This is a genomic window from Kaistella gelatinilytica (assembly GCF_015679325.1).
Classification (GTDB): domain Bacteria; phylum Bacteroidota; class Bacteroidia; order Flavobacteriales; family Weeksellaceae; genus Kaistella; species Kaistella gelatinilytica.
The window spans coordinates 326,830-352,341 of the sequence record NZ_JADPVI010000002.1 but is presented as its reverse complement, the minus strand read 5'-3'; the positions used below and the strand labels follow the sequence as shown (position 1 = coordinate 352,341).

Annotated in this window: 23 protein-coding genes; 22 read left to right on the top strand and 1 reads right to left on the bottom strand. The window is 35.4% G+C overall.

Annotation, left to right across the window (positions count from 1 at the left end):
- Nucleotides 1–50: 50 nt before the first annotated feature.
- The gene (locus tag IV494_RS08780) at nt 51–356 is read left to right on the top strand and encodes a DUF6370 family protein (protein ID WP_230380041.1); all 306 of its coding nucleotides are present in this window, start codon (nt 51–53) and stop codon (nt 354–356) included.
- A 158-nt stretch (nt 357–514) separates the two neighbouring features.
- Here IV494_RS08780 and IV494_RS08775 read toward each other — a convergent pair whose 3' ends face one another.
- Nucleotides 515–1,009 (bottom strand): Smr/MutS family protein, encoded by a 495-nt coding sequence (locus tag IV494_RS08775; RefSeq protein WP_196079785.1) that lies wholly within the window; start codon nt 1,007–1,009, stop codon nt 515–517.
- Nucleotides 1,010–1,333: 324 nt separating this feature from the next.
- Here IV494_RS08775 and glyA point away from each other — a divergent pair, with 324 nt between their 5' ends.
- From glyA to IV494_RS08670, 21 genes are all read left to right on the top strand, one after another.
- Nucleotides 1,334–2,599: a serine hydroxymethyltransferase gene (gene glyA / locus IV494_RS08770; protein WP_196079784.1), complete on the top strand. Its 1,266-nt coding sequence runs from the start codon at nt 1,334–1,336 to the stop codon at nt 2,597–2,599.
- 545 nt (nt 2,600–3,144) lie between these two features.
- On the top strand, nt 3,145–3,618 hold the full coding sequence (locus IV494_RS08765) for a regulatory protein RecX (protein ID WP_196079783.1): 474 nt from the start codon (nt 3,145–3,147) through the stop codon (nt 3,616–3,618).
- Nucleotides 3,619–4,397: 779 nt separating this feature from the next.
- Nucleotides 4,398–5,042, top strand: coding sequence for an outer membrane beta-barrel protein (locus tag IV494_RS08760; RefSeq protein ID WP_196079782.1), 645 nt, complete (start codon nt 4,398–4,400; stop codon nt 5,040–5,042).
- Between the two features lie 67 nt (nt 5,043–5,109).
- On the top strand, nt 5,110–5,910 hold the full coding sequence (locus tag IV494_RS08755; protein ID WP_196079781.1) for a polysaccharide biosynthesis/export family protein: 801 nt from the start codon (nt 5,110–5,112) through the stop codon (nt 5,908–5,910).
- Between the two features lie 6 nt (nt 5,911–5,916).
- A complete protein-coding gene (locus IV494_RS08750; RefSeq protein ID WP_196079780.1) occupies nt 5,917–8,241 on the top strand; it encodes a GumC family protein in 2,325 nt (774 codons plus the stop codon).
- An 84-nt stretch (nt 8,242–8,325) separates the two neighbouring features.
- Nucleotides 8,326–9,678, top strand: a complete 1,353-nt coding sequence (locus IV494_RS08745) for a nucleotide sugar dehydrogenase (protein ID WP_196079779.1) — start codon at nt 8,326–8,328, stop codon at nt 9,676–9,678.
- 90 nt (nt 9,679–9,768) lie between these two features.
- The gene (locus IV494_RS08740; RefSeq protein WP_196079778.1) at nt 9,769–10,617 is read left to right on the top strand and encodes an ABC transporter permease; all 849 of its coding nucleotides are present in this window, start codon (nt 9,769–9,771) and stop codon (nt 10,615–10,617) included.
- A 702-nt stretch (nt 10,618–11,319) separates the two neighbouring features.
- Nucleotides 11,320–12,564 carry an ABC transporter ATP-binding protein gene (locus tag IV494_RS08735; protein ID WP_196079777.1) on the top strand — a complete coding sequence of 415 codons (1,245 nt, stop codon included), beginning with the start codon at nt 11,320–11,322 and terminating at the stop codon, nt 12,562–12,564.
- A complete protein-coding gene (locus IV494_RS08730; RefSeq protein ID WP_196079776.1) occupies nt 12,552–13,217 on the top strand; it encodes a CatB-related O-acetyltransferase in 666 nt (221 codons plus the stop codon). Before IV494_RS08735 ends, IV494_RS08730 begins: the two co-directional genes overlap by 13 nt.
- 1 nt (nt 13,218) lies before the next feature.
- Nucleotides 13,219–14,160, top strand: coding sequence for a glycosyltransferase family 2 protein (locus IV494_RS08725; protein ID WP_196079775.1), 942 nt, complete (start codon nt 13,219–13,221; stop codon nt 14,158–14,160).
- Between the two features lie 2 nt (nt 14,161–14,162).
- On the top strand, nt 14,163–15,023 hold the full coding sequence (locus IV494_RS08720; RefSeq protein WP_196079774.1) for a glycosyltransferase family 2 protein: 861 nt from the start codon (nt 14,163–14,165) through the stop codon (nt 15,021–15,023).
- Entirely contained in the window at nt 15,010–16,083 is a 1,074-nt protein-coding gene (locus tag IV494_RS08715) for a glycosyltransferase WbsX family protein (protein ID WP_196079773.1), read from the top strand. Before IV494_RS08720 ends, IV494_RS08715 begins: the two co-directional genes overlap by 14 nt.
- A 59-nt stretch (nt 16,084–16,142) precedes the next feature.
- Nucleotides 16,143–17,285 carry a glycosyltransferase family 4 protein gene (locus IV494_RS08710; protein ID WP_196079772.1) on the top strand — a complete coding sequence of 381 codons (1,143 nt, stop codon included), beginning with the start codon at nt 16,143–16,145 and terminating at the stop codon, nt 17,283–17,285.
- A gap of 2 nt (nt 17,286–17,287) precedes the next feature.
- Nucleotides 17,288–18,175 carry an SP_1767 family glycosyltransferase gene (locus IV494_RS08705; protein WP_196079771.1) on the top strand — a complete coding sequence of 296 codons (888 nt, stop codon included), beginning with the start codon at nt 17,288–17,290 and terminating at the stop codon, nt 18,173–18,175.
- Nucleotides 18,176–19,150, top strand: a complete 975-nt coding sequence (locus tag IV494_RS08700; RefSeq protein WP_196079770.1) for a glycosyltransferase family 2 protein — start codon at nt 18,176–18,178, stop codon at nt 19,148–19,150.
- Complete coding sequence (locus IV494_RS08695; RefSeq protein ID WP_196079769.1) at nt 19,143–20,150, top strand: glycosyltransferase family 2 protein; 1,008 nt, start codon at nt 19,143–19,145, stop codon at nt 20,148–20,150. The genes IV494_RS08700 and IV494_RS08695 overlap by 8 nt, the downstream gene beginning before the upstream one ends.
- Nucleotides 20,147–21,304 carry a polysaccharide pyruvyl transferase family protein gene (locus IV494_RS08690; RefSeq protein ID WP_196079768.1) on the top strand — a complete coding sequence of 386 codons (1,158 nt, stop codon included), beginning with the start codon at nt 20,147–20,149 and terminating at the stop codon, nt 21,302–21,304. Before IV494_RS08695 ends, IV494_RS08690 begins: the two co-directional genes overlap by 4 nt.
- Nucleotides 21,301–22,485 carry a glycosyltransferase gene (locus IV494_RS08685; RefSeq protein ID WP_196079767.1) on the top strand — a complete coding sequence of 395 codons (1,185 nt, stop codon included), beginning with the start codon at nt 21,301–21,303 and terminating at the stop codon, nt 22,483–22,485. Before IV494_RS08690 ends, IV494_RS08685 begins: the two co-directional genes overlap by 4 nt.
- On the top strand, nt 22,482–23,909 hold the full coding sequence (locus IV494_RS08680; protein WP_196079766.1) for a glucosamine inositolphosphorylceramide transferase family protein: 1,428 nt from the start codon (nt 22,482–22,484) through the stop codon (nt 23,907–23,909). Before IV494_RS08685 ends, IV494_RS08680 begins: the two co-directional genes overlap by 4 nt.
- A gap of 23 nt (nt 23,910–23,932) precedes the next feature.
- The gene (locus IV494_RS08675) at nt 23,933–25,099 is read left to right on the top strand and encodes a glycoside hydrolase family 88 protein (protein ID WP_196079765.1); all 1,167 of its coding nucleotides are present in this window, start codon (nt 23,933–23,935) and stop codon (nt 25,097–25,099) included.
- Nucleotides 25,096–25,512, top strand: a complete 417-nt coding sequence (locus IV494_RS08670; protein WP_196079764.1) for a hypothetical protein — start codon at nt 25,096–25,098, stop codon at nt 25,510–25,512. Before IV494_RS08675 ends, IV494_RS08670 begins: the two co-directional genes overlap by 4 nt.

Here is a 25,512-nt window from a genome sequence, read left to right as displayed (position 1 = left end):
CAAGGACTAAAAGAAGATCAATTTTAAATTATTATTCAAATTTATAGCTTATGAAAAAAGTATTTTTTGTTTTTTTACTGATGTTTTCGGTAACTATTTTTGCTCAGAAAATTGAAAAGCAAACTGTCGACGCCGCTTGCGGAATGTGTCAGTTCAAAGTGAAATCTGAAAAAGGTTGCGCCGTATTTGTAAAAATCGAGGGCAATCTTTACCCTGTAGAAGGAATGGATAAAAAAGTTTTTGGTGATGCTCACGCAGATGACGGTTATTGCAAAATGATCAAAAAAGCAGTTGTAAGCGGAGAGATCAAAAAAGGAAAATTTTATGCGACCGCTTTCAAATTTGTGGAAAGCTAGAGAGCGTGAAAGAAGATGGGAGAGGGAAGATAGCGTGATGATTTGTCGATAAGGGTTGCTTCGTCGTCCCTCCTCGCAATGACGCGGACGTCGAAATACGTACCATGAACCATGAACCACGAAACCCGGATCTCGCAACCCAACGTGTAACCCTAACTTTAACGAAAATAAACCAATACTGTACCCGATTGATGGTGCAGTATTTCTTTGTTATGAAACTCCAGATTGGTCTGGCTTTCTAAAACATCCAATACCATTTGCTGTAAAACACCATCACCAATTCCGTGGATGATCTCCAGTTTTTTTAGATAATTTTTACGGCAATAGTCTAAAGTTTGAAGGAGTTTTTCTTTTTGGAGGAACAGTCTTTCGAAGGAATCGTAGTTGCCGGTATTTTTGACTAAGTTTTCAAAATGGAGATCCAGAACGAAAGGCTTTTTATCGTGTTTTTTAGAAATCGGTTTTGAAACTTCTTTTTTCTGGATGGTTTTCATCTGGTCATAAATTGCTGCTTCCTGCAGAACTAATTCCGATGCATTGTATTCATATTCAAAACCGTGTTCATCTTGAATGACCACTTTTTTATTATTTATTCCTACGATTTTTCCTTTCAGTTGATCGTCAATAACAGAAACCAAATCTCCTATTTTCATGCTCTGCATTATTGCGCAAAATTAAGGAAAATGCAAGATGTAAAATCACGAAAGTCTTAAAATGTAGTTCTTAGAAGAATTATTTAGCGGAAAACGATTTGCGGGAATTTTCCGATCGCAATGATTAGATTTAAACGCACCGAATCAAAATAATTGATCCAATCCTTGGCAATTGATAAAATTTGGCTATAGCATCATCGTTCACCTTCCAACCTCAATTATACAACATCCAACATTTTCAACCTGCCTCTAAAATCTTCCCGAAAATTTCCATAAATTTGAATCTTCATTAAAGAATTTAAAATAAAACATCAATTATACAATATGGATCCAATTTTTGACCTTATCGAACAGGAAAGACAAAGACAAACTCACGGCGTTGAACTTATCGCTTCTGAAAATTTTGTTTCAGACAATGTGATGAAAGCAGTCGGGAGTGTTTTGACCAATAAATATGCAGAAGGTTATCCCGGCAAGAGATATTACGGTGGTTGCGAAGTGGTAGATGAAGTGGAAACTCTGGCCATCGAAAGAGCAAAAGAACTTTTTGAAGTCAATTATGCCAATGTTCAGCCCCATTCGGGTTCTCAAGCCAATGCTGCGGTCTACCTTTCTATTTTGAAACCAGGCGATAAAATTTTAGGACTCGATTTATCCATGGGTGGTCATTTGACCCACGGTTCATTCGTTAATTTTTCCGGAATTCAATACAGTGCGAATTTTTATGGAGTGGAAAGAGAATCTGGGTTGATCGATTATGAAGCAATGCGTCAGAAAGCTTTAGAAGTTAAACCGAAAATGTTGATCGCAGGTTATTCTGCCTATTCCAGAGATTTAGATTTCAAAAAATTCCGTGAAGTTGCAGATGAAGTTGGCGCTACATTATGGGCAGATATTGCACACCCGGCTGGATTAATCGCAAAAGGATTATTGAGTTCTCCTTTCGAACACTGTCACGTTGTTACGACCACGACGCACAAAACTTTGCGCGGTCCAAGAGGTGGATTGATCATGATGGGCAAAGATTTCGAAAATACATACGGACATAAAACTCCAAAAGGCGACATCAAAATGATGAGTCAGGTTCTGGACAGTTCTGTATTCCCAGGAATTCAGGGAGGTCCGTTAGAGCATGTGATCGCAGGAAAAGCCGTCGCATTTGCCGAAGCCATTGATCCCAAATTTGAAGTTTATGCGAAACAGGTTGTTGCCAATGCACGCGCTTTAGCAAAAGCCATGATCACCAACGGATTCGATATCGTAAGTGGTGGGACTGATAATCACTTGATGCTTGTCGATCTTCGCAATAAAAATGTGAATGGTAAAGAAACCGAAAAAGCTCTGGTTAAAGCCGACATCACGTGTAATAAAAATATGGTTCCGTTCGATGATAAATCAGCCTTTACAACATCCGGAATCCGATTGGGAACTGCCGCCATCACCACCAGAGGTTTAAAAGAAGCCGATATGGAAGTTTTAGCCGGTTTGATCAATGATGTTGTAATGAATATTAATGATGACCGCAAAATCGCTGAGGTGCGCACGAAAGTGAATCAAATGATGGAAGGGAAGGCTTTGTTTAATTACTAGGTGAAAGCTTGATGTTGGGTAATGGATCGTCTATATTTAACTTTACGCTATATTATCCTATTTACATTAACTGTTTTGAGCGTTATATTATTTGTAGTATTATAATTTCATCGTTAAATTATTAACAACGATTTTACTCAAAGCTGAAGATTTAAAGCTTAATTCACGAACTTTAAAAAAGTGATAAAACGCTAGAAAAATAATATTTGTCAAGCAAGATATTATTTTGAAATTTACTTATCGGGTTTTGAAGAAAAATCAAACTCTTTTTCCCCGGCCCTAAACAGGAGTAAATTTGATTTTTTTTGAGACAAATAAATCCAATGTTGACTTTTTTTTGCTTTTGTTTGAAGGTAAAATTAAAAAATGAACGAATTGAATTAATTAAAGACAGGGATTTCTTTCCCAGAAACTTTTACACCAACTAAAAAAAATCAGTCGAGTCATTCAGCTGATTTTTTTTAATTTTGACAACTAATCAACTAATCAACTAATCAACTAATCAACTAATCAACTAATCAACTAATCAACTAATCAACTAATCAATGGAAAAAAAATCCTACACTTTCCTCGAAATTAAACAGAAAATGGTCAACTACTGTGTTTATCAGGACCGCTGTCATCAGGAAGTAGAGCAGAAGATGTGGGATTTTCTCTTGATTCCCGAAGCGAAAGAGGAGATTCTTCTTTATTTGATGAAAGAAAATTATTTGAGTGAGGAACGTTTTACGCGAAGTTATATCAGGGGAAAATTTTACATGAAATCCTGGGGGCGCAATAAAATCCGAAATCATCTTAAATTTAAAGGCGTTCCGGAGAAATTGATCAACAGTTGCTTCGACGAAATTGAGGACGAAGATTACCATAAAATCTTAGCCAAACTCTATGAGGATTACTATTCGAAAATAAAAGGACTGCAGGTTTATCAGAAAAAATCAAAAACGATCAAATATCTGTTGGGGAAAGGGTTTGAATATGAAGAGATCACGGAGATTATTAAAGAGAGGGAAGAAGAGTGAGGGGTTTTGGAAGATGGAAGATGGAAGAAGGGAAGAGCCAGGGAAAAAGTAAAAAGAGCCAGGGAAAAAAATTAAATTCTTTTACCCCGTCCCTAAAGGGAGTAAATTTGATTTTTTCAGAAAATTTGATTCAGGAACGGTCATTACTAGAGAAGATGCGGATTTCAGTAGTCCTGAAAGGCCGGCGAGCTATAGCATAGGATGAAGTCCTGTGAATTAAGAAGAATTTGGTAATTGAGGAGCCCTGAAAGGGCGAAATCAAAAAAGCATCTATCCCCTTTTCTCCGATCTTAAATATTACGGTATTTAATTTTTCAGAAAACGCGATTTATAAATTTTGTGTTGCAATTATTTTTGAGTTTGTTGTTTGAAAATAAAAATCACATTCTTTTACCCTGACCCTAAGAGGAGTGAATTTGATTTTTATAGAAAAGTTGATTCAAGAACAGTCATTGTTAGAAAAGGAGAGGTTTTCAACAGCCCTGAAAGGGCGTCAATCAATAGCATAGGATGAAGTCCTATGAATAATGGAACATTTTATAAATAAGGAGCCCTGAAAGGGCGTAATTAAAATTTGCAAGATGTAAATTTTTCATAGGAAGACTATTCGTAAGTTGACCAACTGGTTGAGACCATTATTAATTTAAATGTTTTTAAATCAATTTTACGCAAACTCCGCAATATTTAAAGGGAGATTAAAAAAATTACCTCTTTATTTGAATAATTTTAATTAATTTGCACCGATATTTTATCTAACTAATAGCCATATTGATCAATCAATGAAGAAACTTAATATACTCATCGCCTTTTTCCTAGTGATGATGGTGAGCGGACAGGATACTTTTAAGTACGGAGTAACCGGCAATTTCCACAAAGGGTCTATCGTTGGCGTACATGATGTTTCTAAGGGAGCCTATGGCGGGAGTTTAGGGATTTTTGCACAATGGTCTCTTGTAGAAAATGATGTTTTTGACTCTGCGTGGCTTTATATTATGCCACAAATCGAGTACAGTATGCAGGGAGAAATCGCAAAAGCTGAGGAAGACCGATTTGGGATTCAGGAATTTGATCATGATTATGTGGCCATGCAAGTTTATCTGCGGTACTTTTTCCACCAGGGAAATATGAAAAGAGATGTTTATCTTTTTGTGGGACCCAGAATCGAATATCTGGTAAGAGAAAAAAGAAAAGTTGATCCGGCGTATGACCTGGCGTATTATCAATATAATTTAGATGATAAATTGAGTAAATTCGGTTATGGCGTGTCATTTGGGGTCGGTTTAAAGCTAAGTCTAAAACTGGAAACATTTATCCGGTACGATCAGGGCTTCAGCAAGGTGTATCCAAATAACAATAATAATTTTACCTACAACCGTCTTTTAGCGGTGGGACTTAATTATTACATTAATGAAAACTGGTGGTAGAAATGAAATAGAGTTAAGATTACGTCCACCTAAAATATCTTTACTTTTGTAGTCTTAAAAATAATCAATGAAAAAATACTTTCCGGTATTTAGTGCTATCATTACAATCTTTCTGTTATTCTCCTGTAAGCCGAAGAAAAATATTATTTATCTATCTAATAATAACTTTGAACAGGAGGTTTCTCAGGCGAAATATGCAGGACTTCACATTCAGGAGGGCGATAAACTGCAGATTTTAGTTTCCGCATTTGATGATATTGCAGTTAAACCTTTTAATATTTCTACTATGGCAAGTACGGGTAGTGCAGGATCCGGTACAGGTGGTAGCGCTTCATCTACGCCTTCCGAATATATCGTTACTTCCGAGGGGCAAATCATATTCCCCGTTTTAGGGTCCGTTTACTGCAAAGGCATGACCAAGCAGCAGCTCAAAGCAGATCTGGAAAGCCGTTTGAAAAGATATTTGACCGATCCGATGGTCACCATTACTTTATCCAACTTTAATTTCAGTGTTTTGGGAGAAGTAGGAGGCCCCGGTCAGAAAACCAGTCCATCTGAAAAACTCAATATTTTACAGGCCATTGCTTTATCAGGAGATATTAAGTATGAGGGTAATAAAACCAACGTGAAACTGATCCGATATTCCGAGGAAGAAGGTAAGGATAAAGTGATTTCCCTTGATCTTTCAGAAGCCTCCATTGTGAACTCGCCTTACTATTATCTTCAGCAAAATGACATTCTCTATGTAGAGCCAGACCGCAATAAGCAGGTTTCTGTGAATACGAGTTCTAGTGTTGATAACTGGATCAGGTATGGCGGTATTGGTTTGGGATTACTCACTTTGATCTTAACATTAACCCGAAAATAAGAATTGATGGAACTGCTGGAAAATTCTACGTCGCAGAAACGAACGAAGACGGTTAATATTAAAAAAGAGATCGGGAAATATCTAAAGAAATGGCCCTGGTTTTTGCTCAGTCTCGCCCTTTTTTATGGTGGAGCTAAGATCTATCTTAAATATACCCAGTCCCAATACAGTTCAAAAACTTCACTCAAACTGCGAGAATCAAAAGGAAATGGTTCGGCGGCGCTCAGTGATCTAAAAAATTTGGGAATGGGGGTTAGTGGTGATAATGAACTGCAGGGAGAAACCACCATTATCGTTTCGAAGCCAATCTTAGAATCGGTAGCGAAAAACCTCAATTTAGGCGTCAGTTTTTTCAGTCTGGGCAAGATCATCGAAGTGGAACTGTATAAAGACAGTCCGTTAACAGGTAAAATAATCAAAGTTGATCAGCCTGATCAATTTTCTTCCGCCACTTATACCATCATTCCGGTAGGAAAAAATTCCTATAAACTGGAAGGATCGAGTACGCAGTATCGTTTTGGCAGACCGGCTCAATTTCCTTTTGGTATCGTGCAGATCGATGCGCAACCGGGGGTGAATTTGGCAGACCCTATCAAAGTAGTGTTCCGAAGTATGAAAAACGCTGTTGCGAATTTGGAAAGCAGAATTTCGGTGAGCTTACCGGAAAATAAAGGTCTACTTATGGATGTCACCATGGTTGGTCCTATCCCGAAAAAGTCGGAAGATATTCTCAATGAACTGGCGAAAGAATATATTATCGATGGCGTCAACGATAAAAATCAGGAAGCGCAAAATACTCAGGACTTCATTAACGAACGATTAGAGGTGATTACGAATGATCTGTCCGGAATTGAGGGGGAAAAGGAACGGTTTAAACAGACGAACCAGATCACGAATCTTGAAGCACAGGGTGGTATGGCTGTAACCAAAGCCGAGGAGAATACCAAAATCATTTTGACACAGAAAATGCAGTTGGATCTGGTTAATTCAGTTCTGGCCGCAAGTGCAGGTGAACAACTCTTGCCGTCAGGTATGGGCTTAACATCGGGTGCAGAAAATAATATTACAGAATACAATGCCCTTTTACTGACGCGCAACCGCGTGCTTAAGCAGGCTACGGGGGAAAATCCGGCAGTTATCGAAATGAATAAACAGATTTCGGTCATCAAAAATTTACTTCGCAAAAACTTGATCGAATCCCGCGAAAATTTGCAGCTCCAAATTGCACAAGCCAATGCGCAGCTCAATCTTGCGAAAGGAAATATCAGCAAGTTTCCCACGCAGGAAAAAATGTTCAGAAGCATTGACCGACAGCAAACCCTAAAGGAGCAGCTTTATCTTTACCTGCTTCAGAAAAGAGAAGAAAATGCCATCACTTTGGCCGTGACGGCACCGAAAGCAAAAGTTATCAATCCTGCCTACACGACAGGTATTGTGCAGCCCAATATTAACAGGATCATGAACGGTGCTCTGACCGCAGGGTTTCTGTTGCCTCTTATCTTCTTTATCCTCTGGAATTCTTTAGACACGAAAGTGCATACCAAAGAACATATTCTCGCGCTTATGCCATCGTCGGCATCAGTTATAGCAGAAGTCCCGGAAAAACATGAGGAGAACGAGATCGTACATCCGAACGATTTCTCCACTTTTGCCGAATCCTTCCGAATTCTGAGTTCCAATTTAAAATACTTATTAAAAGCAAAAAAAACGGCGCAAGGTGATGTCATTCTGGTCACTTCTTCCATTAAAGGAGAGGGAAAAACGACGATCTCTATTAACACTGCGCTCACTTTAGCCGGAAAAAATAAGGTACTCATCATTGGAGCGGATATTCGAAATCCACAGCTGCACCGTTTTGTAAAAGGGAAAAATATCGGTTTAACAGATTATCTGGTTTCCGATCAAACCGTTCCGGATTCTTATATTATCAATAGCCGTGTGAATGAAAATCTAGATGTGCTCTTCAGTGGTCAGATCGCGCCGAATCCGAATGATCTTCTAGACATGCCAAAATTTGCTGACATGATCACCTATCTGAAAACTAAATATGATTATATCGTTTTAGATTCTGCGCCCGTAATGCTGGTGAGTGATACGCTGCAGTTGGTTGATAAAGCCGATGTTTTGATCTACGTTGTACGCTCAGAATTCACTGAAAAAGGGATGATCGATTTTGCAGCCGGCTTCCAGATCGAAAATCAGATCGAAAATATGGCCTTCGTGCTCAACAGTGTGAAACCTGAAAATACGAAATATGGTAAAAAATATGGATATGGTTATTATTCCTATACCCATGATGAGAAACCGAAATGGTGGAAGAAATTTATTTAAGTTGTGAACGAGTAGACAAGTGAACTTTTGAACCAGTCTCATTTTCACAAATCGCAAATTCGCAAATTCACAAGTTCACAAAATATGAAACAAAAAATAGCAATCATCGGTCTTGGTTACGTGGGTCTTCCTTTAGCGCGTTTATTCGCCACAAAATATCAGGTTGTAGGTTTTGACATCGACTCCAAACGGATTGCTGAGCTTAACAGCGGAACTGATAAAACACTGGAGGTTGAAGACGAAATTTTGCAGGCGGTTCTGGTATCTGATTTTAAGGCGGCGGAAAAAGGTCTTATTTGCTCGTCTACGTTAAAAGATATTGCCGATTGTAATTTTTATATTATTACGGTCCCAACTCCTGTTGACAAAAATAACCGTCCCGATCTGACCCCCTTACAAAAAGCCTCACAGGCCGTGGGAAAGGTTCTGAAAAAAGGCGACATTGTCATTTATGAATCGACGGTTTACCCCGGCGTCACAGAAGAAGAATGTGTACCTATTTTAGCAGAAAGTTCGGGATTAACCTTTAACAAAGATTTTTTTGCCGGATATTCTCCGGAACGGATCAATCCTGGTGATCGGGAAAAAACGGTGGAGAAAATTATGAAAGTAACTTCAGGATCCACTCCTGAAGTGGGTAAAATTGTAGATGATCTGTATCGCTCCATTATTTTAGCCGGAACGCATATGGCACCTACCATTAAAGTTGCTGAAGCTTCCAAAGTCATCGAAAATGCACAACGGGATATCAATATCGCCTTTGTTAATGAGCTGGCAAAGATATTCTCCCTCATGGATATTGATACGCATGAAGTTCTGAAAGCTGCGGGTACAAAATGGAACTTCCTTCCCTTTAAACCAGGACTGGTGGGTGGACACTGTATTGGCGTAGATCCTTTCTATCTGGCGCAGAAAGCGCAGGAGATCGGCTATTATTCAGAGTTGATTTTGGCCGCGCGACGTCTTAATGATTCCATGGGATCTTTTATTGCTTCCCGTGTGGTGAAACTCATGATCAAAAAAGGAATCCAGGTGAATGGAGCTAGTATTTTAATGCTTGGCATCACCTTTAAAGAAAACTGTCCCGACATTCGGAATACCAAAGTGGTGGATGTCATCCGGAGTTTAGAAGATTACGACATCAAAGTCACCATTTACGATCCCTGGGCGAATCCTGCGGATATCAAACAAGAATATGGTCTTGATTCTCTTACGGAATTAAACGAACACATGAATGAGAATACACCTGAACGAGAAGAACCGGTAGACTCACGAGTTCATAAGTTCACAAGTTCACAACCGCCGAAGTTCGACGCTATCGTACTTGCAGTGGCGCATGATCAGTTTCTCGAATTAGATCTGGAATCCCTTAAAAAAGAAATTGCCATTGTGTATGATGTTAAAGGAATGCTTCAAAATGCCGATGCGAGACTCTAAGCTTTTAAGCACCAAGTAATCAGTAGTAAGGAAATAAGTTTTTATTTTTTATTACCACCCAACACCTGTTAGCTCTCACCCCCTTATCCTATGACCAAAGAACAACAACCAACCTATTTCATCAACTCCAAACAATCCGTCTTTTCTCTCAACTTAAAAGAAGTCTGGGATTACCGCGATCTCTTGCTTATGCTGGTGAAGAAGGATTTTATTACCTTCTATAAACAAACCGTTCTCGGACCCCTCTGGTTTATTGTACAGCCTTTGATGACGACGGTGATCTATATGATCCTCTTCGGAAGTATTGCCAAATTATCTACGGATGGGGTTCCGCAGGTTTTATTTTACCTTTCCGGAATTACGGTCTGGAATTACTTCTCCGAAAGCTTAACGAAAACCTCCAGTGTCTTCACCGCCAATGCCGGAATGTTTGGAAAAGTATATTTTCCGCGTTTGATCATGCCGCTTTCTATCGTTGCGTCTTCTTTGATGAAATTTGCTGTACAGCTGGGGATATTCATTATTATCCTTTTGTATTATGTCATTTTCACGAACACCGTACAGCCTAACTGGTGGATTCTTTTCACCCCCGTTCTAATCTTATTAATGGCGATGTTTGCTTTGGGAATGGGCATGATCTTCTCCTCTTTAACTACCAAATACAAAGATTTAACCTTTCTCTTAACTTTTGGCATACAGCTCTTTATGTATATCACGCCTGTCGTTTATCCCATTTCTGCACTCCCGGAAAAGTTTCGTTTTCTCGTCTATTTGAATCCATTGTCCTCTATTTTTGAATGTTTTCGGTATGCCTTTTTGGGTTCCGGAAGTTTTCATCTGATGAGTATTGTATGGAGCAGCATTGTTATCACGGTCCTTCTCATTATAGGAACGGTTATCTTCAATAAGGTAGAAAAAAGTTTTATGGATACGGTGTAAAAGAGCCAGGTAAAAAGTAACAAGAGCCCAATGGAGGGCGGTGTTGGGTTCTTGAGTGTTTGAGTATTTGAGTTTTGTTTATATAAAATTTGCATTTAAATGAAACCTCTTCGCCGTTTTTATGACCACTTCGTAGAAGTGTACTATTTGTAGAATTGGTACCGCAATTCATAAAATTGAGCTCCGTAGGAGTGACCTCTTTTGTGGGAAATGAAATTATTTGCCTCGGCCCATGCTTCGACAGGTAGTTCGGCAAGCTCAGTATGGCACTCAGCATAAAAAAGGGTGGGAATTTATTTTTATAGAAAAGAGAGTGATTTTAACAGCCCTGAAAGGGTCGTCATCAACAGCATAGGATGCAGTCCTATGAATTAAGAATGATCCAGTAATTGGGTAGCCCTGAAAGGGTGAAATCAAAAATCGAATTTCTTTTTCGCCAACTCTTACTTCGACAGGTACTTCGGCAAGCTCAGTATGGCACTCAGCATAAAAAAAAGGAGGGAATTTGATTGTTAGAAATTAAAAACATCGGTCGGTCTTGAACGCAATTGTGGACGTTTCTCATTTTTCTGTAGAAAACGGTAATCATCTTAGGACCATGACCAAAATTGTAATGGTTTATCAGATTTGAATTTTTATATTTGCCTGTAATTATTAAATGATACCCATTAAAGATCACCCAACCTCTAATACCGCTCCCTTTTGAATCCCAATACCGCCATCATCGCCGAAAACATCTCCAAACAATACCGCCTCGGTGAAGTAGGAACCGGAACATTGATGCATGATCTCAATCGTTTTTGGGCAAAAATGCGGGGAAAAGAAGATCCTTTTTTAAAAATTGGAGACAGTAATGACCGCAGTAGTAAAGGAGAGAGCGAATATGTGTGGTCTTTAAAAGACATTAATTTCGAAATTGAAAAAGGCGACGCTGTTGGTATTATTGGCCGAAACGGTGCGGGAAAATCTACGCTCTTAAAATTACTTAGCCGTGTTACGAAACCAACGACGGGACATTTTGAAGTTCAGGGGCGTATTGCTTCTCTGCTGGAAGTTGGAACAGGTTTTAACCCAGAAATGACAGGTCGCGAAAATATCTATTTGAATGGGGCCATCTTAGGAATGCGCCGCCAGGAAATTAAAAGAAAGTTTGATGAGATCGTTGATTTTGCAGGCGTAGAAAGATATATTGATACCCCTGTAAAACGCTATTCTTCTGGTATGTATGTACGGTTGGCTTTTGCCGTTGCGGCACATTTAGAATCGGAAATTTTGATTGTAGATGAGGTTCTTGCGGTAGGGGACGCCGAGTTCCAGAAAAAGTGTTTGGGAAAGATGAGCGATGTCTCTAAAGGAGAAGGAAGAACCGTTTTGTTTGTAAGTCATAATATGGGTTCAATACAGGAGTTATGTAGCAGTATTATATATCTAAAAAATGGAGAAATAAATTTTTCTGGATCAGTAAATGAAGGAATGAATCAATATTTAAAAACGCGAGAAATTCAGCAATCTTATTATAATGCTCCCAGCAAGAATAACAATGAAAGTTATTTTAAAAAAGTTATTTTAATGAATCAACTTGGAAATAATGTTAGTAAGTTTAAAACCTCTGAAGAAATTTTTATTGAAATTGAAGTTGGATTAAATAAATTTTCTATCAATTCATCTTGTTATATCACGATTAATAACTCATTGGAACAGAAGGTTTTTTCAGTTGAAAGAAATTTAAATACTGATGCAAATGTTTTTAAATTGCAAATTAATAGACACTTTTTGAGAAATGGTAATTATTCTTTAAATTTATTATTACATGTGAGAAAAAATAGAATTATTGAATTAATTGAGAACGTATGTTCTTTTGAAATTCTTGATGATTCATCTCCAATGATGGGATATGGAGAATTTAATCATGGTACTGTTTTAGGAAATTATAGATGGATCGATTAAAATTTTATTTACGTAATATACTTTTTAAAATTGTACCTGAATTAAGCAATGTTGTTGATAATAATATTGTTTGGAATTCAGTTAGAAATATTAAACATAATTCCGTAATATCACCAAAAGCATATATTGGCGAGATTTTCTCTCTAGTGGATTCTAAAATTGGCGATTATACTTCCATTTCAGCAAATTCTAAAATTTCTTTTACGGAAATTGGAAAATTTTGTTCAATTGGTCCAAATTTTATTTCAGGTTGGGGGATACATCCAACAGACGGAATTTCAACTTCACCTTTATTTTATTCAAAATCTCACGCAACAGGAAATACTTTTTCTGAAATAAATAAAATTCAAGAGAGATTACCTGTTGTTATTGGTAATGATGTCTGGATTGGAGCTAACTGCTTCATTTTAGACGGTGTTAAAATTGGTAATGGAGTTATTATTGCAGCAGGTGCAGTTGTTACAAAGGATGTTGAAAATTTTTCAATTGTTGGTGGAGTTCCAGCAAAGGTCATTAAATACCGCTTTGAAAAAGAGGACATTGAAAAGCTTGAAATTTTAAAATGGTGGGACTTTGATAATGAAAATTTGAAGAATGTAGAACGTTACTTTTTTGATATAAATGCATTTTTGAAACATTATAAAAAAAATTAACATGATTTCAATTGTCACTGCATATTATAATAGAAAGAAACTTTTTATTAATACTTTGAACAGCATTGTAAATCAAAATTTTACTGGAAATTTCGAGGTTATCGCTGTAGATGATGGAAGTGATGAGAATGAACGCCTGGAAGATTTACAAGAAATTTATCCATTTCTAAGGGTTATTTATCTTGAACCCTCAAAAAAATGGTACAAAAACTCTTGTATTCCTTTTAATATTGGCTTTGCCGCTGCGAAAGGTGATAAGATTATCATTCAAAATCCTGAATGTCTTCATGTTGATAATATTTTAAATTACACAGAAAAAAATCTTGTAAAAAATAAATATATTTCTTTTGCTTGTTTTTCATTAGATAAGACTAATACAGAAATTGTCGAGGAAATTATCTCAGATAGAAATAAACTGAAAAATATAATGGAGCAGAATAATTTTCGCTTCAAAATGGATGGGGAATTAGGTTGGTATAATCATTCTGAGCATCATCCTGTTTTTTACCATTTTTGTTGTTGTATTACCAAAGAGGACTTATATGATTTAGGTGGATTTGATGAGAGATATGCCTTAGGTATTGGTGTTGATGATAACGAATTTATATACAGAATTAAGCAGAAAGGAATCGTGATGAAAATTGAAGATAATTTATCAGTATTACATCAGAACCATTATAATCATCTTATAAATGCGGATAAAATATTTGCTCAAAAAAGTATTGATTATAAGAGAAATTTCGAATTATTCGAAAATGTAACGAAGTCGAGCAAGCTGTGGAAAGCAAATTATTTAGGACCTTCTGTAAACTTAGAGCCGTCAACAATTGCAGAAGACTACCAAAACGAAATTAACAAGACAATCGTCGAAATCATACAATATCGATTTTCCAGAAAAATAGCTTTAATATTACTGAATTTTTTAAAAACAATAAAATACTAGAAGTGAAAGTACTAGTTTCCATCATCATCCCTTGCTACAATCAAGCGCAGTACTTAGATGAATGTTTGAAATCTATTCTAGATCAAACGTACGAAAATTGGGAATGTTTAATTATCAATGATGGCAGTCCAGATCACACCGAAAAAATTGCAAAAAAATGGGTGAAACGAGACAAACGGTTTAAATATTTATATAAGGAAAACGGAGGAACCTCGTCAGCAAAAAATTTCGGGATTAAGGCAGCGCTCGGTAATTACATTCAAATTTTGGATTCTGATGATTTGTTAGAAAAAGATAAAATATTCGCCCAAGCTACATATTTTGATAACGATATTGATCTTATTATTTCTGGGTACAGATATTTTGAATCAAAAGATGGAAGAGATGCGAAAAAAATATTTGGAAGGCAAAATTTCCTGCCAGAGGTATGTCTTACGGTGCAAGACACAGATATTTTAAATCTGTTTTCTGTTAAAAACCCTTTTGTTATAAGCGCTCCTATCTACAAAAAAAGCATATTTGAAAAGGTTGGATTATTTGACGAACGTTTATCAGCTCTTGAAGATTGGGAATTGCATTTACGATGTGCTTTACACAATATGAAATTCCAGCACTCAGGATATTTAAAAAATAGTTTATGTTTAATAAGATTACATGAAAATAGTGCAATGCGGAATAACCAAAAAATGCAAAAAAGTTATATAAACTTTGTAGAGATTTGCAATTTGAATCCCCTATATGTTGAAAAATTGGGATTTCGGAAATTACCTGATCAAAAAAGGTTACTTAATTATATTTCATTATTTTTTCCTCCAATCATTAATGTAGTTTTAAATAAAATTAAAACCCATGTCAAAAAATAAAATAAAATTCCTCGCCTACTACCTTCCACAATACCACCAAATCCCTGAAAATGACGAATGGTGGGGAAAAGGTTTTACCGAATGGACCAATGTGAAAAAAGCTAAACCTCTTTTTAAAGGGCATCAGCAACCCATAGAGCCAGGAGAATTGGGATACTATGATTTGCTTCATACCCCAAACATCCAAAAAGATCAGGCAAAGCTTGCGAAAGAATATGGCTTAGATGGTTTTATATACTACCAGTATTGGTTCGGAAATGGGAAAATGCTCCTAGAAAAACCGGCAGAAAATATGCTGAAAGACAGAAGCATTGATATGCCATTTTGTTTTTGTTGGGCCAATGAAACATGGAAAGGTATTTGGCACGGTTTGGATAACCCAGATACATTAATTGAGCAAACTTATCCAGGCGAGGAAGATTATATTAATTATTTTAATTATTTATTGCCTTTTTTCAAAGATGAACGGTATATTAGAGTTGATGACAAACCCCTTTTTGTAATTTATGATTCTCTTGAACTTCCTGCGGAATTTATTAAATTATTTCGTCACTTAGCGATACAGAATAATTTAAAAGGAATTTATTTTATGGCAAGCAATCGCGGTAGTAATACTATAGATTACAGAACTAAAGGTTTCGATGCAAAGATTTCGGGGGATTACAATGTGTTGCTTGATACCGAGATAAATAAAGCACGAAAAGTGAATTTATTAGATAAGTTGTTACGAAAAGTTTATTTAAAAAAACGGAATCCGATAAAATTGTTTTATGGAAAGTTTTTCCGAAAACTTCAATATTCTACGGCAAATGTTGATACTTTTCCGATGGTTTTACCCAACTGGGATAACACTCCTAGAAGTAAATTAAAAGGATTTTTATTTGCAAATTCTTCACCCGAATTCTTCAAGTTGGAAATTGATAAAGCGACGCAATTTCTTACTAAACATGAATATACTGACAAATTTATTATTATAAAGTCTTGGAATGAGTGGGCCGAAGGTAATTACATTGAGCCAGATCAATTTAATGCGAATAAGTGGTTAGAAGCCCTCAAATAATTTGATCTAATATCGAATAAAGTAGTTTTTTTGTAAAAATGTGAGAGATTGAACGAATGATGAAAAATTTTAAAATTGGATACTTTTGTTTACAGAATCCAGAGAATAAAAGGGTCTGGTCAGGAACGCACTATTCTTTGATGAAGGCAATTGAAAATGCAAATTGCGAAGTAGTTAATCTATCTCCCATTATTTTTCCACGATCTTACCACCGACTCTTAACTTTGTATAATAAGATTCATCGCTTGTTCAGTAAAAAGCTAATCAATGAAGAGTTTACGATCCTTTCTGCCATTTATTCCGCCATTTATTTTAAAAAAATAATTAAAAATAAAGAAATCGATATTTTATTCTGCCCTGCTGCAAGTGCACAAATATCACTATTACCGACGAAAATACCGATCATATTCTTCAATGATAGCACTTTCGATCAGCTAAAGAACTATTATATTAATTTCAAATATTTTTCAAATTATTCTTTAAAAATTAGTTCACTCCTTCAAAAATTAGCCTTGAGAAAATCGGCTAAAATAATATTTTGTTCTTCTTGGGCTTCCAAATTTGCAATAGATCACTATCATAAACTAGCAGATAAAACGATCGTGTATCCTCTAGGAGCAAATATGATGGTACCTTCATTTATTCCTAAAAAAAATGATGAGGGCGAAATTAGTTTTCTTTTTGCTGGCCTAAACTGGGAACGAAAAGGTGGTGATTTAGTTGTAGAAACCTTAGAGATTTTGCGGAATAGTGGTTATAGGGTCATTTTACACTGCGTTGGAGTTAAGCCTCCAATTCAGAAAGATTATATCTTATACCATGGTTTTTTAGATAAAAATAATCCTGCGGAGTATAATAAGCTTTCAAAATTATATACGGAGTCACATTTTTTATTTGTACCGAGTAGAGCAGAGTGCTATGGAGTTGTCTTTAGTGAAGCTTCAGCTTACGGTCTGTACAGTTTTGCAACTGAGACAGGTGGTATTCCTTCAGTTATTAAACAGGGGATAAACGGCTCCTTATTTAATTTAGATTCAAAACCTACGGATTACGCAGACCAGATCGCAAGCATTTTGAAAAAACCGGAATCAATTGAAGAATTGTCACAAAGCGCTAGAAAATACTACGAAAGTACTTTAGATTGGTCTCTGTTTTCAGAAAAATTTAATCGACTTTGTCATCAAATTGTAAATAAAAAATAGATATGATTCGTATCAAAAAAAATCTTTATTACTATTTCTGGCTTTGTCGATCTTACAAATTACGGAGAAAATTCCCTGCATTTGATATTTTAAATACTTCTGAAACAATTTCACATATAATAAAAAATAGAAAAAGTATATCCCGCTTCGGCGATGGAGAATTTAGATTGCTGTTGCAAGAGCGAGATATTTATTTTCAGGCGCTTACCATTGATTTAGCGTTGAGGTTAAGAGAAGTTCTGGCTTCCAACGTACCCAATTTATTGATTGCAATACCTGGAACATTTACCTCGGTAAAAAATATCAAACATGCGTCGAAAGTCCACTGGATTAATTTTATTAATTTGTATGGTGAAAAATTGACACCCTATCTAAGGTTAGATAAAACTTATGGAGACTCTTTAATATCCAGATTCTACATGGATTGTAAAAATAAATCAAAAGTAGAAAATACCGTGCAACAATTAAAGAGAATCTGGGAGAGTGAAGATGTGCTCTTTGTCGAAGGAGAATTATCTCGCTTGGGGATTGGTAATGATCTGTTTAACAATGCTAAATCAGTAGAGAGAATCATTTGCCCTTCGGAAAATGCTTATGCCAGTTATGAAGAGATACTCCACAACGTAAAAAAGTTTGGTAAATCTAAATTAATCATTTTAGCACTAGGGCCCACTGCAACTATTTTGGCGCATGATTTAGCAAAAGAAAATTTTTGGGCTTTAGATTTAGGTCATATTGATATTGAATACCTATGGTACAAAATGAAAGCTACAGAAAAAATACCCGTTGGAAATAAGAAGTCTGCCGAAGTTTCTGAAGATTCTAATTTTGAACTTTCAGAAAGTGAAAATATCACTTACCAAACTAGTATAATATTTAAAATTAGGTAAGTGAAACTATCCATTATTATTCCGGTTTTCAATTCCGAAAAGTATCTGAATGAATGTTTGGCAAGTGCATTTTCTCAGGATTTAATGGCATCGGATTATGAAGTTATCATTATCAACGATGGTTCGACCGATAGAAGCAAACAGATCATTCTTAATTTTAAACTGAATCATGAAAATTTAATTTTCGTAGATCAAAAGAATCAAGGTGTTTCCACCGCACGAAATGCAGGACTAAAGATAGCATCGGGTGAATATATCACTTTTATGGATTCTGATGACAAAATTGTTCAAGATTCTTTATCTCAAATGATAGCCTATATTGAAAAATATTCTCTTGACATCCTCTATGGAAAAATTGAAACTTACGACGAACAAGGAAATTATTTAAATTTTTTTACTGCTATCGGTGAGATTGATAATGTAAAAAAAGGATTTGAGCACAAGCGGAGGACATTTCCGCCTACATTTTACCAGAAGGAAATTATTAAAGAATTATCTTTTAATTCAAAAATTTCTTTTGGAGAAGACACCGTTTTTAACGCCAAAGCACAAGCTTTTGCAAACCGCGTTAGTTATTTTGATTTACCCTATTATCAATACACGGTACGGGAAAATTCTCTAAGTAAACAAGGTGATTCAAATAAAGCCTTCGAGGGATTTTTATTAGCAATAAAAGATGTACGCGAATTTCAAAATGCGAATTTTCACCAAGATATGGAAGCTAAAAATTATTTTGATAAAGTGTATTTCATTTTTGTGACTCGTATTGTTGAACTTAATATATTTCCCACCATGCATAAAGTAAAATATCTACTTTTGAAGAACTTTTTAGTAGAGCAGGAACTGAATTACATTTTAAATCCACTACAATTTAAATATCCCTACGTTCATCAATCATTTTTTAGATTTGCAACCTATCAGAAATTTTTAAATTTGAAGTCGAAAGTTTACCGATTACTATATAAAAATGCCTAAGGTTTCCGTCATTATTCCTGTTTACAATACTGCCAAATATTCAGAAGAATGTTTGGAAAGTGTTATTCGGCAGACTTTTACAGATTTGGAAATTATTTGTATTAATGATGGTTCAATTGATTCATCCCTGCATATTTTAGAAAAATTCGCAACACTAGATTCCCGTATAGTAATTATTGATCAAAAAAACCAAGGCGTTTCTGCAGCACGAAATGCAGGCTTAAAAATTGCTAAGGGTAAATATGTAGGTTTTGTAGATTCAGATGATACGGTTACTCCGGATTATTTTCAAACACTTTATGAAACCGCGGAACAAACTCGGAGCGATCTTGTATTTTCAAAATTAGAAAATAAAAATGACGGACTTGAAAAAAATAGAGTCTATGACAGATCAGAAATTTTGCAAATTATTTTACCCACCTACTTTAATGGCGATTTGCTAAATTCAATCTGGAATAAACTATATCTTAATGAAATTATTACAGCGCATCAGATCAGGTTTTTACCTGGTAAAAAATTGGGTGAGGATGCGTTATTCAATCTGCAATTCTTAGAATTTACTTATAAAATGTATTATATCGACTATTCCGGTTATCATTATAGAACAGTAAATGGAAGTGCTACAAGAAATGTCTTTGTACAAAAATATTTGGAAGATGCAGTTGAATTTTTCTTAGAAGGTCCAGGTAATTTTGTTAAAGAAAACATCAATTATCAAAAACTTCAGCAATTAAAATCAACCCGATTTGTTAATTATACCATGTCTTTGGTTTATATTTACAGCGAACCGAAAAATGGACTAAATATTTTTCAGAAAGTGGAAAAAATTAGAATTTTAGTCAATAATGAAACGGTTTCAACAGTTTTTAACGAAACAGATATTGCAAAACTATTTCCTAGTTTTGGACCGTATCAAAACCAAGTATTTAAGTCCATCGGTAGAAAAAATGTTTTGAAATTATACCTATTTTCACTTTACAGTTATTTAAGAAATTTATGAAAATTCTTCTCTTTTTCCATGGTGGCAGTAAAAACAGAGGTTGCGAGGCGATTATTCGAACCGCAGTTCAATTGTTGCGAACCAATCCGAAAATTACAAAAATTGCTTTAGCAACCGGCGATCCGGAGTCTGACCGTCATTTGAGTGGAATTGATGTTTTGCATCTGGATCAAAATTCGAAAATAGATAAATATTCATTGGGTGGACTTTTAAATGCAATTCATATAAAATTTTTGAAAGATGAATCGTATGCCTTTCGGAAAATTCACGAAAGTATTATTAAATTAATTCCACAGTACGATATTTTTCTTTCTATTGGTGGTGATAATTATTGTTATGGAGAACAACCCGGAATTTATGAAATAGACCGACAGATAAAAAAGGCAGGTAAAAAATTGGTGCTTTGGGGTGCTTCCATTGGTGCAGAAGATCTTTCACCGCAAAAAATTGAAGATCTAAAATCATTCGATCTTATTCTTGCCCGCGAAACTTTAACACAGAAAGTATTGGAAAAGGCAGGTCTGGAAAATGTAAAACTCGTTGCAGACGGTGCGTTTTTATTAGAGAAAAAAGAACTTCCTCTACCAAAAGCCTGGAGTGCTGGTAAAACGGTGGGTTTTAATTTTTCGCCTTTGGTTTTTAAGAAAAATTCGAAATCAAAAGCTGCTGCATTTGCCTTACTTCTTCATATTTTAGAAACCACCGATTTTACCGTTTGTCTGGTTCCCCATGTTATTATTCCGGGAAACAATGATCATGAAATCCTGCAGGAATTTCATAAAAAATTTCATGATTCTGGTCGGGTGTTTTTACTTCCGTCGGATTTGGATGCTACAGAATATAAAGGATACATTGCCAAAATGAAATTTTTCATCGGCGCCAGAACGCATGCGACAATTGCAGCCTATTCCAGCGGTATCCCAACGATGGTTCTTGGGTACAGCGTGAAATCGAAAGGGATTGCGAAAGATATTTTCGGCGAAGAAAAACTCGTTCTCGATCTGTCGGAAATTTCAGATGCTGGAAAACTGATTGCAAAATTTGAAGAAATGATCAGTGAAGAGGTGACTTTACGGGAAACGCTTCAACTGAGAATTCCAGAAATTAGAAAGAAGGCTAAAAAAGCGATTGATTACGTTATAAAAATCGTATGAAGAAAAAAATCCTTTTTGTAATACCCAATCTCTTAGTTGGCGGAGCCGAAAAAAGTCTTGTAAATTTACTGCATGAATTGGATTACAGTACCTATGAAGTTCATGTATTCATGATGGCAAAAACGGGGCTTTTTATTTCTCATTTGCCAAAAGATGTCATTGTACTTCCTGAATCATCCGCTTTTCAAATATTTTCTAAGCGTTTTCCCATTGCATTGATTACATTTCTGTTAGAGGGGAAGTTCGAACTATTCTGGAATAAAATACGGTTTACTTTTTTTAACCGCACGATCAAAAATCCCATATTGGCAGAACAGAAAAGCTGGAAATTTTTAAAATATTTTTTTGATTCTTTTCCTCAAAAATATGATGTCGCTATCGGTTATCTGGAGAAAAATGCTAATTATATTGTGGCTGATTGTGTGAAATCTGAAAAAAAAATAGGATATATTCATACTGATTATAAAAGCATGGGAATGTTTCCTGAATATGACCGTCCGGTTTTTAAAAAATTGGATTATATCATCACTATTTCGGAAGGTTGTGTACAAACATTAAAGAATATTTTTCCCCAATTTGAAAAAAAAATTCAATTAATAACAAATATTAGTTCACCTAAGACAATTTTTGAATTGGCTGCGGTTCCCATCAAAGAAAAATTAATGCGGTTATCTATTATATCTTTGGGTAGACTCACGGCACTGAAAAATTTCGATTTGGCTATAAATACTGCGGCTGTGTTGATTGACAGAGGTTATGATTTTGAATGGAATATAATTGGTGAAGGGGAGGATCGTGAACTTTTAGAAAAACTCATCGTAAGCAAAAAATTGACAGGTATTGTTAAATTGTTAGGTCTGAAGGAAAATCCGTATCCCTATATTGCAAACTCGTTGCTATATGTGCACCCGTCAAAATTTGAAGGAAAATCCATTGCGATCGACGAAGCTAAAATTTTGCAAAAACCAATTGTTACAACTAATTTTCCAACTGTTTATGATCAGATTGTGCATGGTGAAACTGGTTTAATAAGTGACATGAATGCTACCGCCTTAGCTGATGAAATTGAAAAACTAATGAATGATGAAAATCTGCGGAACAAATTCGCAAATAATCTCTCGAAAGAGAAATGGGGTATAGAGCAGGAGGTTGAAAAATTTTATCAGTTAATTGAATCATGAAGATTCTTTTAATTTTTGGTGATAAATTGTATCACTACCAAAAGCAAATTTTGGCAGGACTTTTAGAATTGAAAGACCTTGACATTTCCTTGTTGTCCTGTAATGACGATATCAAAATCGCGAAAGATTCAAAATTTATAAGAACTGTTAATAAGCGATTTCCAATTATAAAGACCGATCCTTATTCTTTTGAAAACGCAAATGATTTTATTTCTGTTTCCACTCAAACTACAGTCTTTCAGGCAAGTTTTTGTTACGATTATGTTTTAAATTTTTGTGAATCTAAAGTTATCACAGATTTTAAAATAAAGTTTAGGTCCATTTTAAAACCAATGCTTGACGTTAGGAATTGGTATGCAGCAAGCATTAATAAACACGCGGATACAACGATTAAGTTAGAAATTTCTTCCGACAATCAAAATTTTATTTTTTTTAAAAGCCTTTCTTTTTCTACGGAAACAGGAACTTATAACAATAGAGACAAAGCACTTTACTATTTTTCTTATTTGGTTAAAAGTATATTTAATGAAAATAGTTTTATAGTAATAAAATCAGAAACAAAGGATTATACTATTTATAAAAGTTTCCTATATCATGCTAAACTTTTAAGGATCATATTTGCCAGAAAGTTTTCAAAAGTGCAATTTAACTGGAAGGTCGCAGTTTTAGAAAATAATGTACCCCAGATCATAACGCCGGAAGCCGGGGATTTTTGGGCAGATCCTTTTATTGTAAAAGAGCTGGATAATAACTGGATATTTTTTGAGGAGTTCGATCGTAAAACCAAATCAGGAAAAATTTCCGTGGTCAATCTTAAGGAAAAGAAGACTTCACAGAAAGAAACGGTTCTTGAAAAACCCCATCACTTATCTTTTCCAAATGTTTTTAAGTTTCTAGACGATTACTTTATGATGCCGGAGGAAAGCGAATCCGACGAGCAGAATATTTATAAAGCGACCCAGTTTCCCTATCGATGGGAAAAACACAAGACGATTTTTAAAAATATAAAAATTGTTGACCCTGTTTTTATATATAGTGAGGGAAGATATTGGCTTTTTTTTAATAAAATTGAAAACTTTGAATACGAAAATAATGAGCGGTTGTACCTGTATTCTTCCCCTGATCTTTTTTCTGAGGAATGGGAAAGTCACCCACAAAATCCTGTTATAATTGATAAAACAAAAGCCAGAAATGCTGGCAATATAACGAAACAGAACGGTGAGTTTATTAGAGTTTCCCAAAATTGCAAACAAACTTATGGGGAAAATGTTTCTAAAAATAAGATCACTGAGCTCTCAGAAAAAATATATCGAGAAGAAAGCTTATCTTCCGGGTGGAATTTTCAAACCTTTCATGGTTTTCACACCCTTAATACGGCAGAAGATATGACCATAATTGATTTATTGATAAAAGAAGTAAAATAATAGTAATTAAGATACTGATCAACATGTTATACGTCTTATTATTTACAGTTCTTGCAGGAATTATTATCTTACTGATCGATGTAATACCCGAATTTTACAAGTGGCAAAGTCGTATTCACATTGGTAGGTTTAGCAATGTTAACGAGTGGCAGGAAAAAGTGCTGCACACTTCTAAAAAATGGTTAGCGAGTCTTCCTACGGTTAAGTTGACCGATCAAAACCGTCTAGTTTTTATTGATGTTTTACGCGGAAATTATAAAAGAGCCTCCCTTCAATCCTGGCAAGAGGGAGCTTTAGTTTTAGGTTTAACAGCGTACGTGAAAAATAGCAATGATCAAAAAGTTCAGCGTCAAGTTGAAACCTATATCTCCAAAAAAATGACTTCCTCTGGACATTGGAAAATTAAACCGACTGAAACAGATCAAAGTTTGTTAGCGTATGCAATGCTACAAATTGATTCTATTAATCACCATAACTTTAAACCTGCATTTGACGAGACTTATCAAATGATAATTTCCTTAAAAGGTGAAGATGGAACAATCGCTTATAAAAATCATGTCAGCGAATTCCGCTTTGTGGATACTGTCGGTTTCATCTGCCCTTTCTTAGTCAATTATGGAGTGCTCTTCGATATTCCTGAAGCAGTAAATTTAGCAGTCAAACAAATTAAGGAATATCAAAAATGGGGCATGATGCCAATCCAAAATATTCCTTGTCACACTTATAAGATAGATAGCAAAATTCCTGTTGGACTTTTTGGGTGGGGAAGAGGACTCGGTTGGTTTGTTATTGGTTTAATAGACTCATGGCATGCAATTCCTGATAATCACCCTTTAAAAGCGGAAATAAAAGAAATAATCATTAAGACAGCGCATTCAGTTTTTCCCTTCCAAAATGAAGATGGTAGCTTTCCCTGGTTACTTTTTGATCCCGGATCCAGAGCAGATTCTTCCGCAACAGCAACTTCAGCTTGGTTTTTCACTCTTGCTGCAGAAATTCCGGAGATAAAAATAGAATGCGTTCTTGCTAAAGAAAAGTGTATGCGTTATTTACAGTCTGTTACGCGGCGGGACGGGACGGTTGACTTTTCGCAGGGAGATACCAAAGGAATCGGAGTATATTCCATGAATTTTGACCGGTTGCCTTTCACACAGGGTTTTGTCTTAAGAACTTTAAATAAATTGCCATGAAAGTCCTGATTAAAGTGCTGATCAAGAATTTTTTTAGCATTCGTGTTCGAAATCTTTTCATTAATAACCAGATTAAAGGAGAAAGGGGTAGAGACTCATTCATTTTAGCTTTTGGGGATTTTAAATATGGTGCAGAAAAAGGTGCGAAAATAAATATAAGTAATGGTCAACTTGTTTTTAATAAAATTTTCAGTAAACCCGATCATGAAAAGGGTGTCTTAAAGATGATGGAAAATTCAACAATCAATGTTAAAAATAATTTCGATCTTTTTTCTGGGCATCATATCATTTTGATGGAGAACGCAATTTTGAATTTGGGAAGTGGCTATATCAATTATAATTTAAAGATCAGATGTCACAGCGAAATCACTATTGGCGAAAATGTAGCTTTTTCAGAAAATCTGATCATTTAG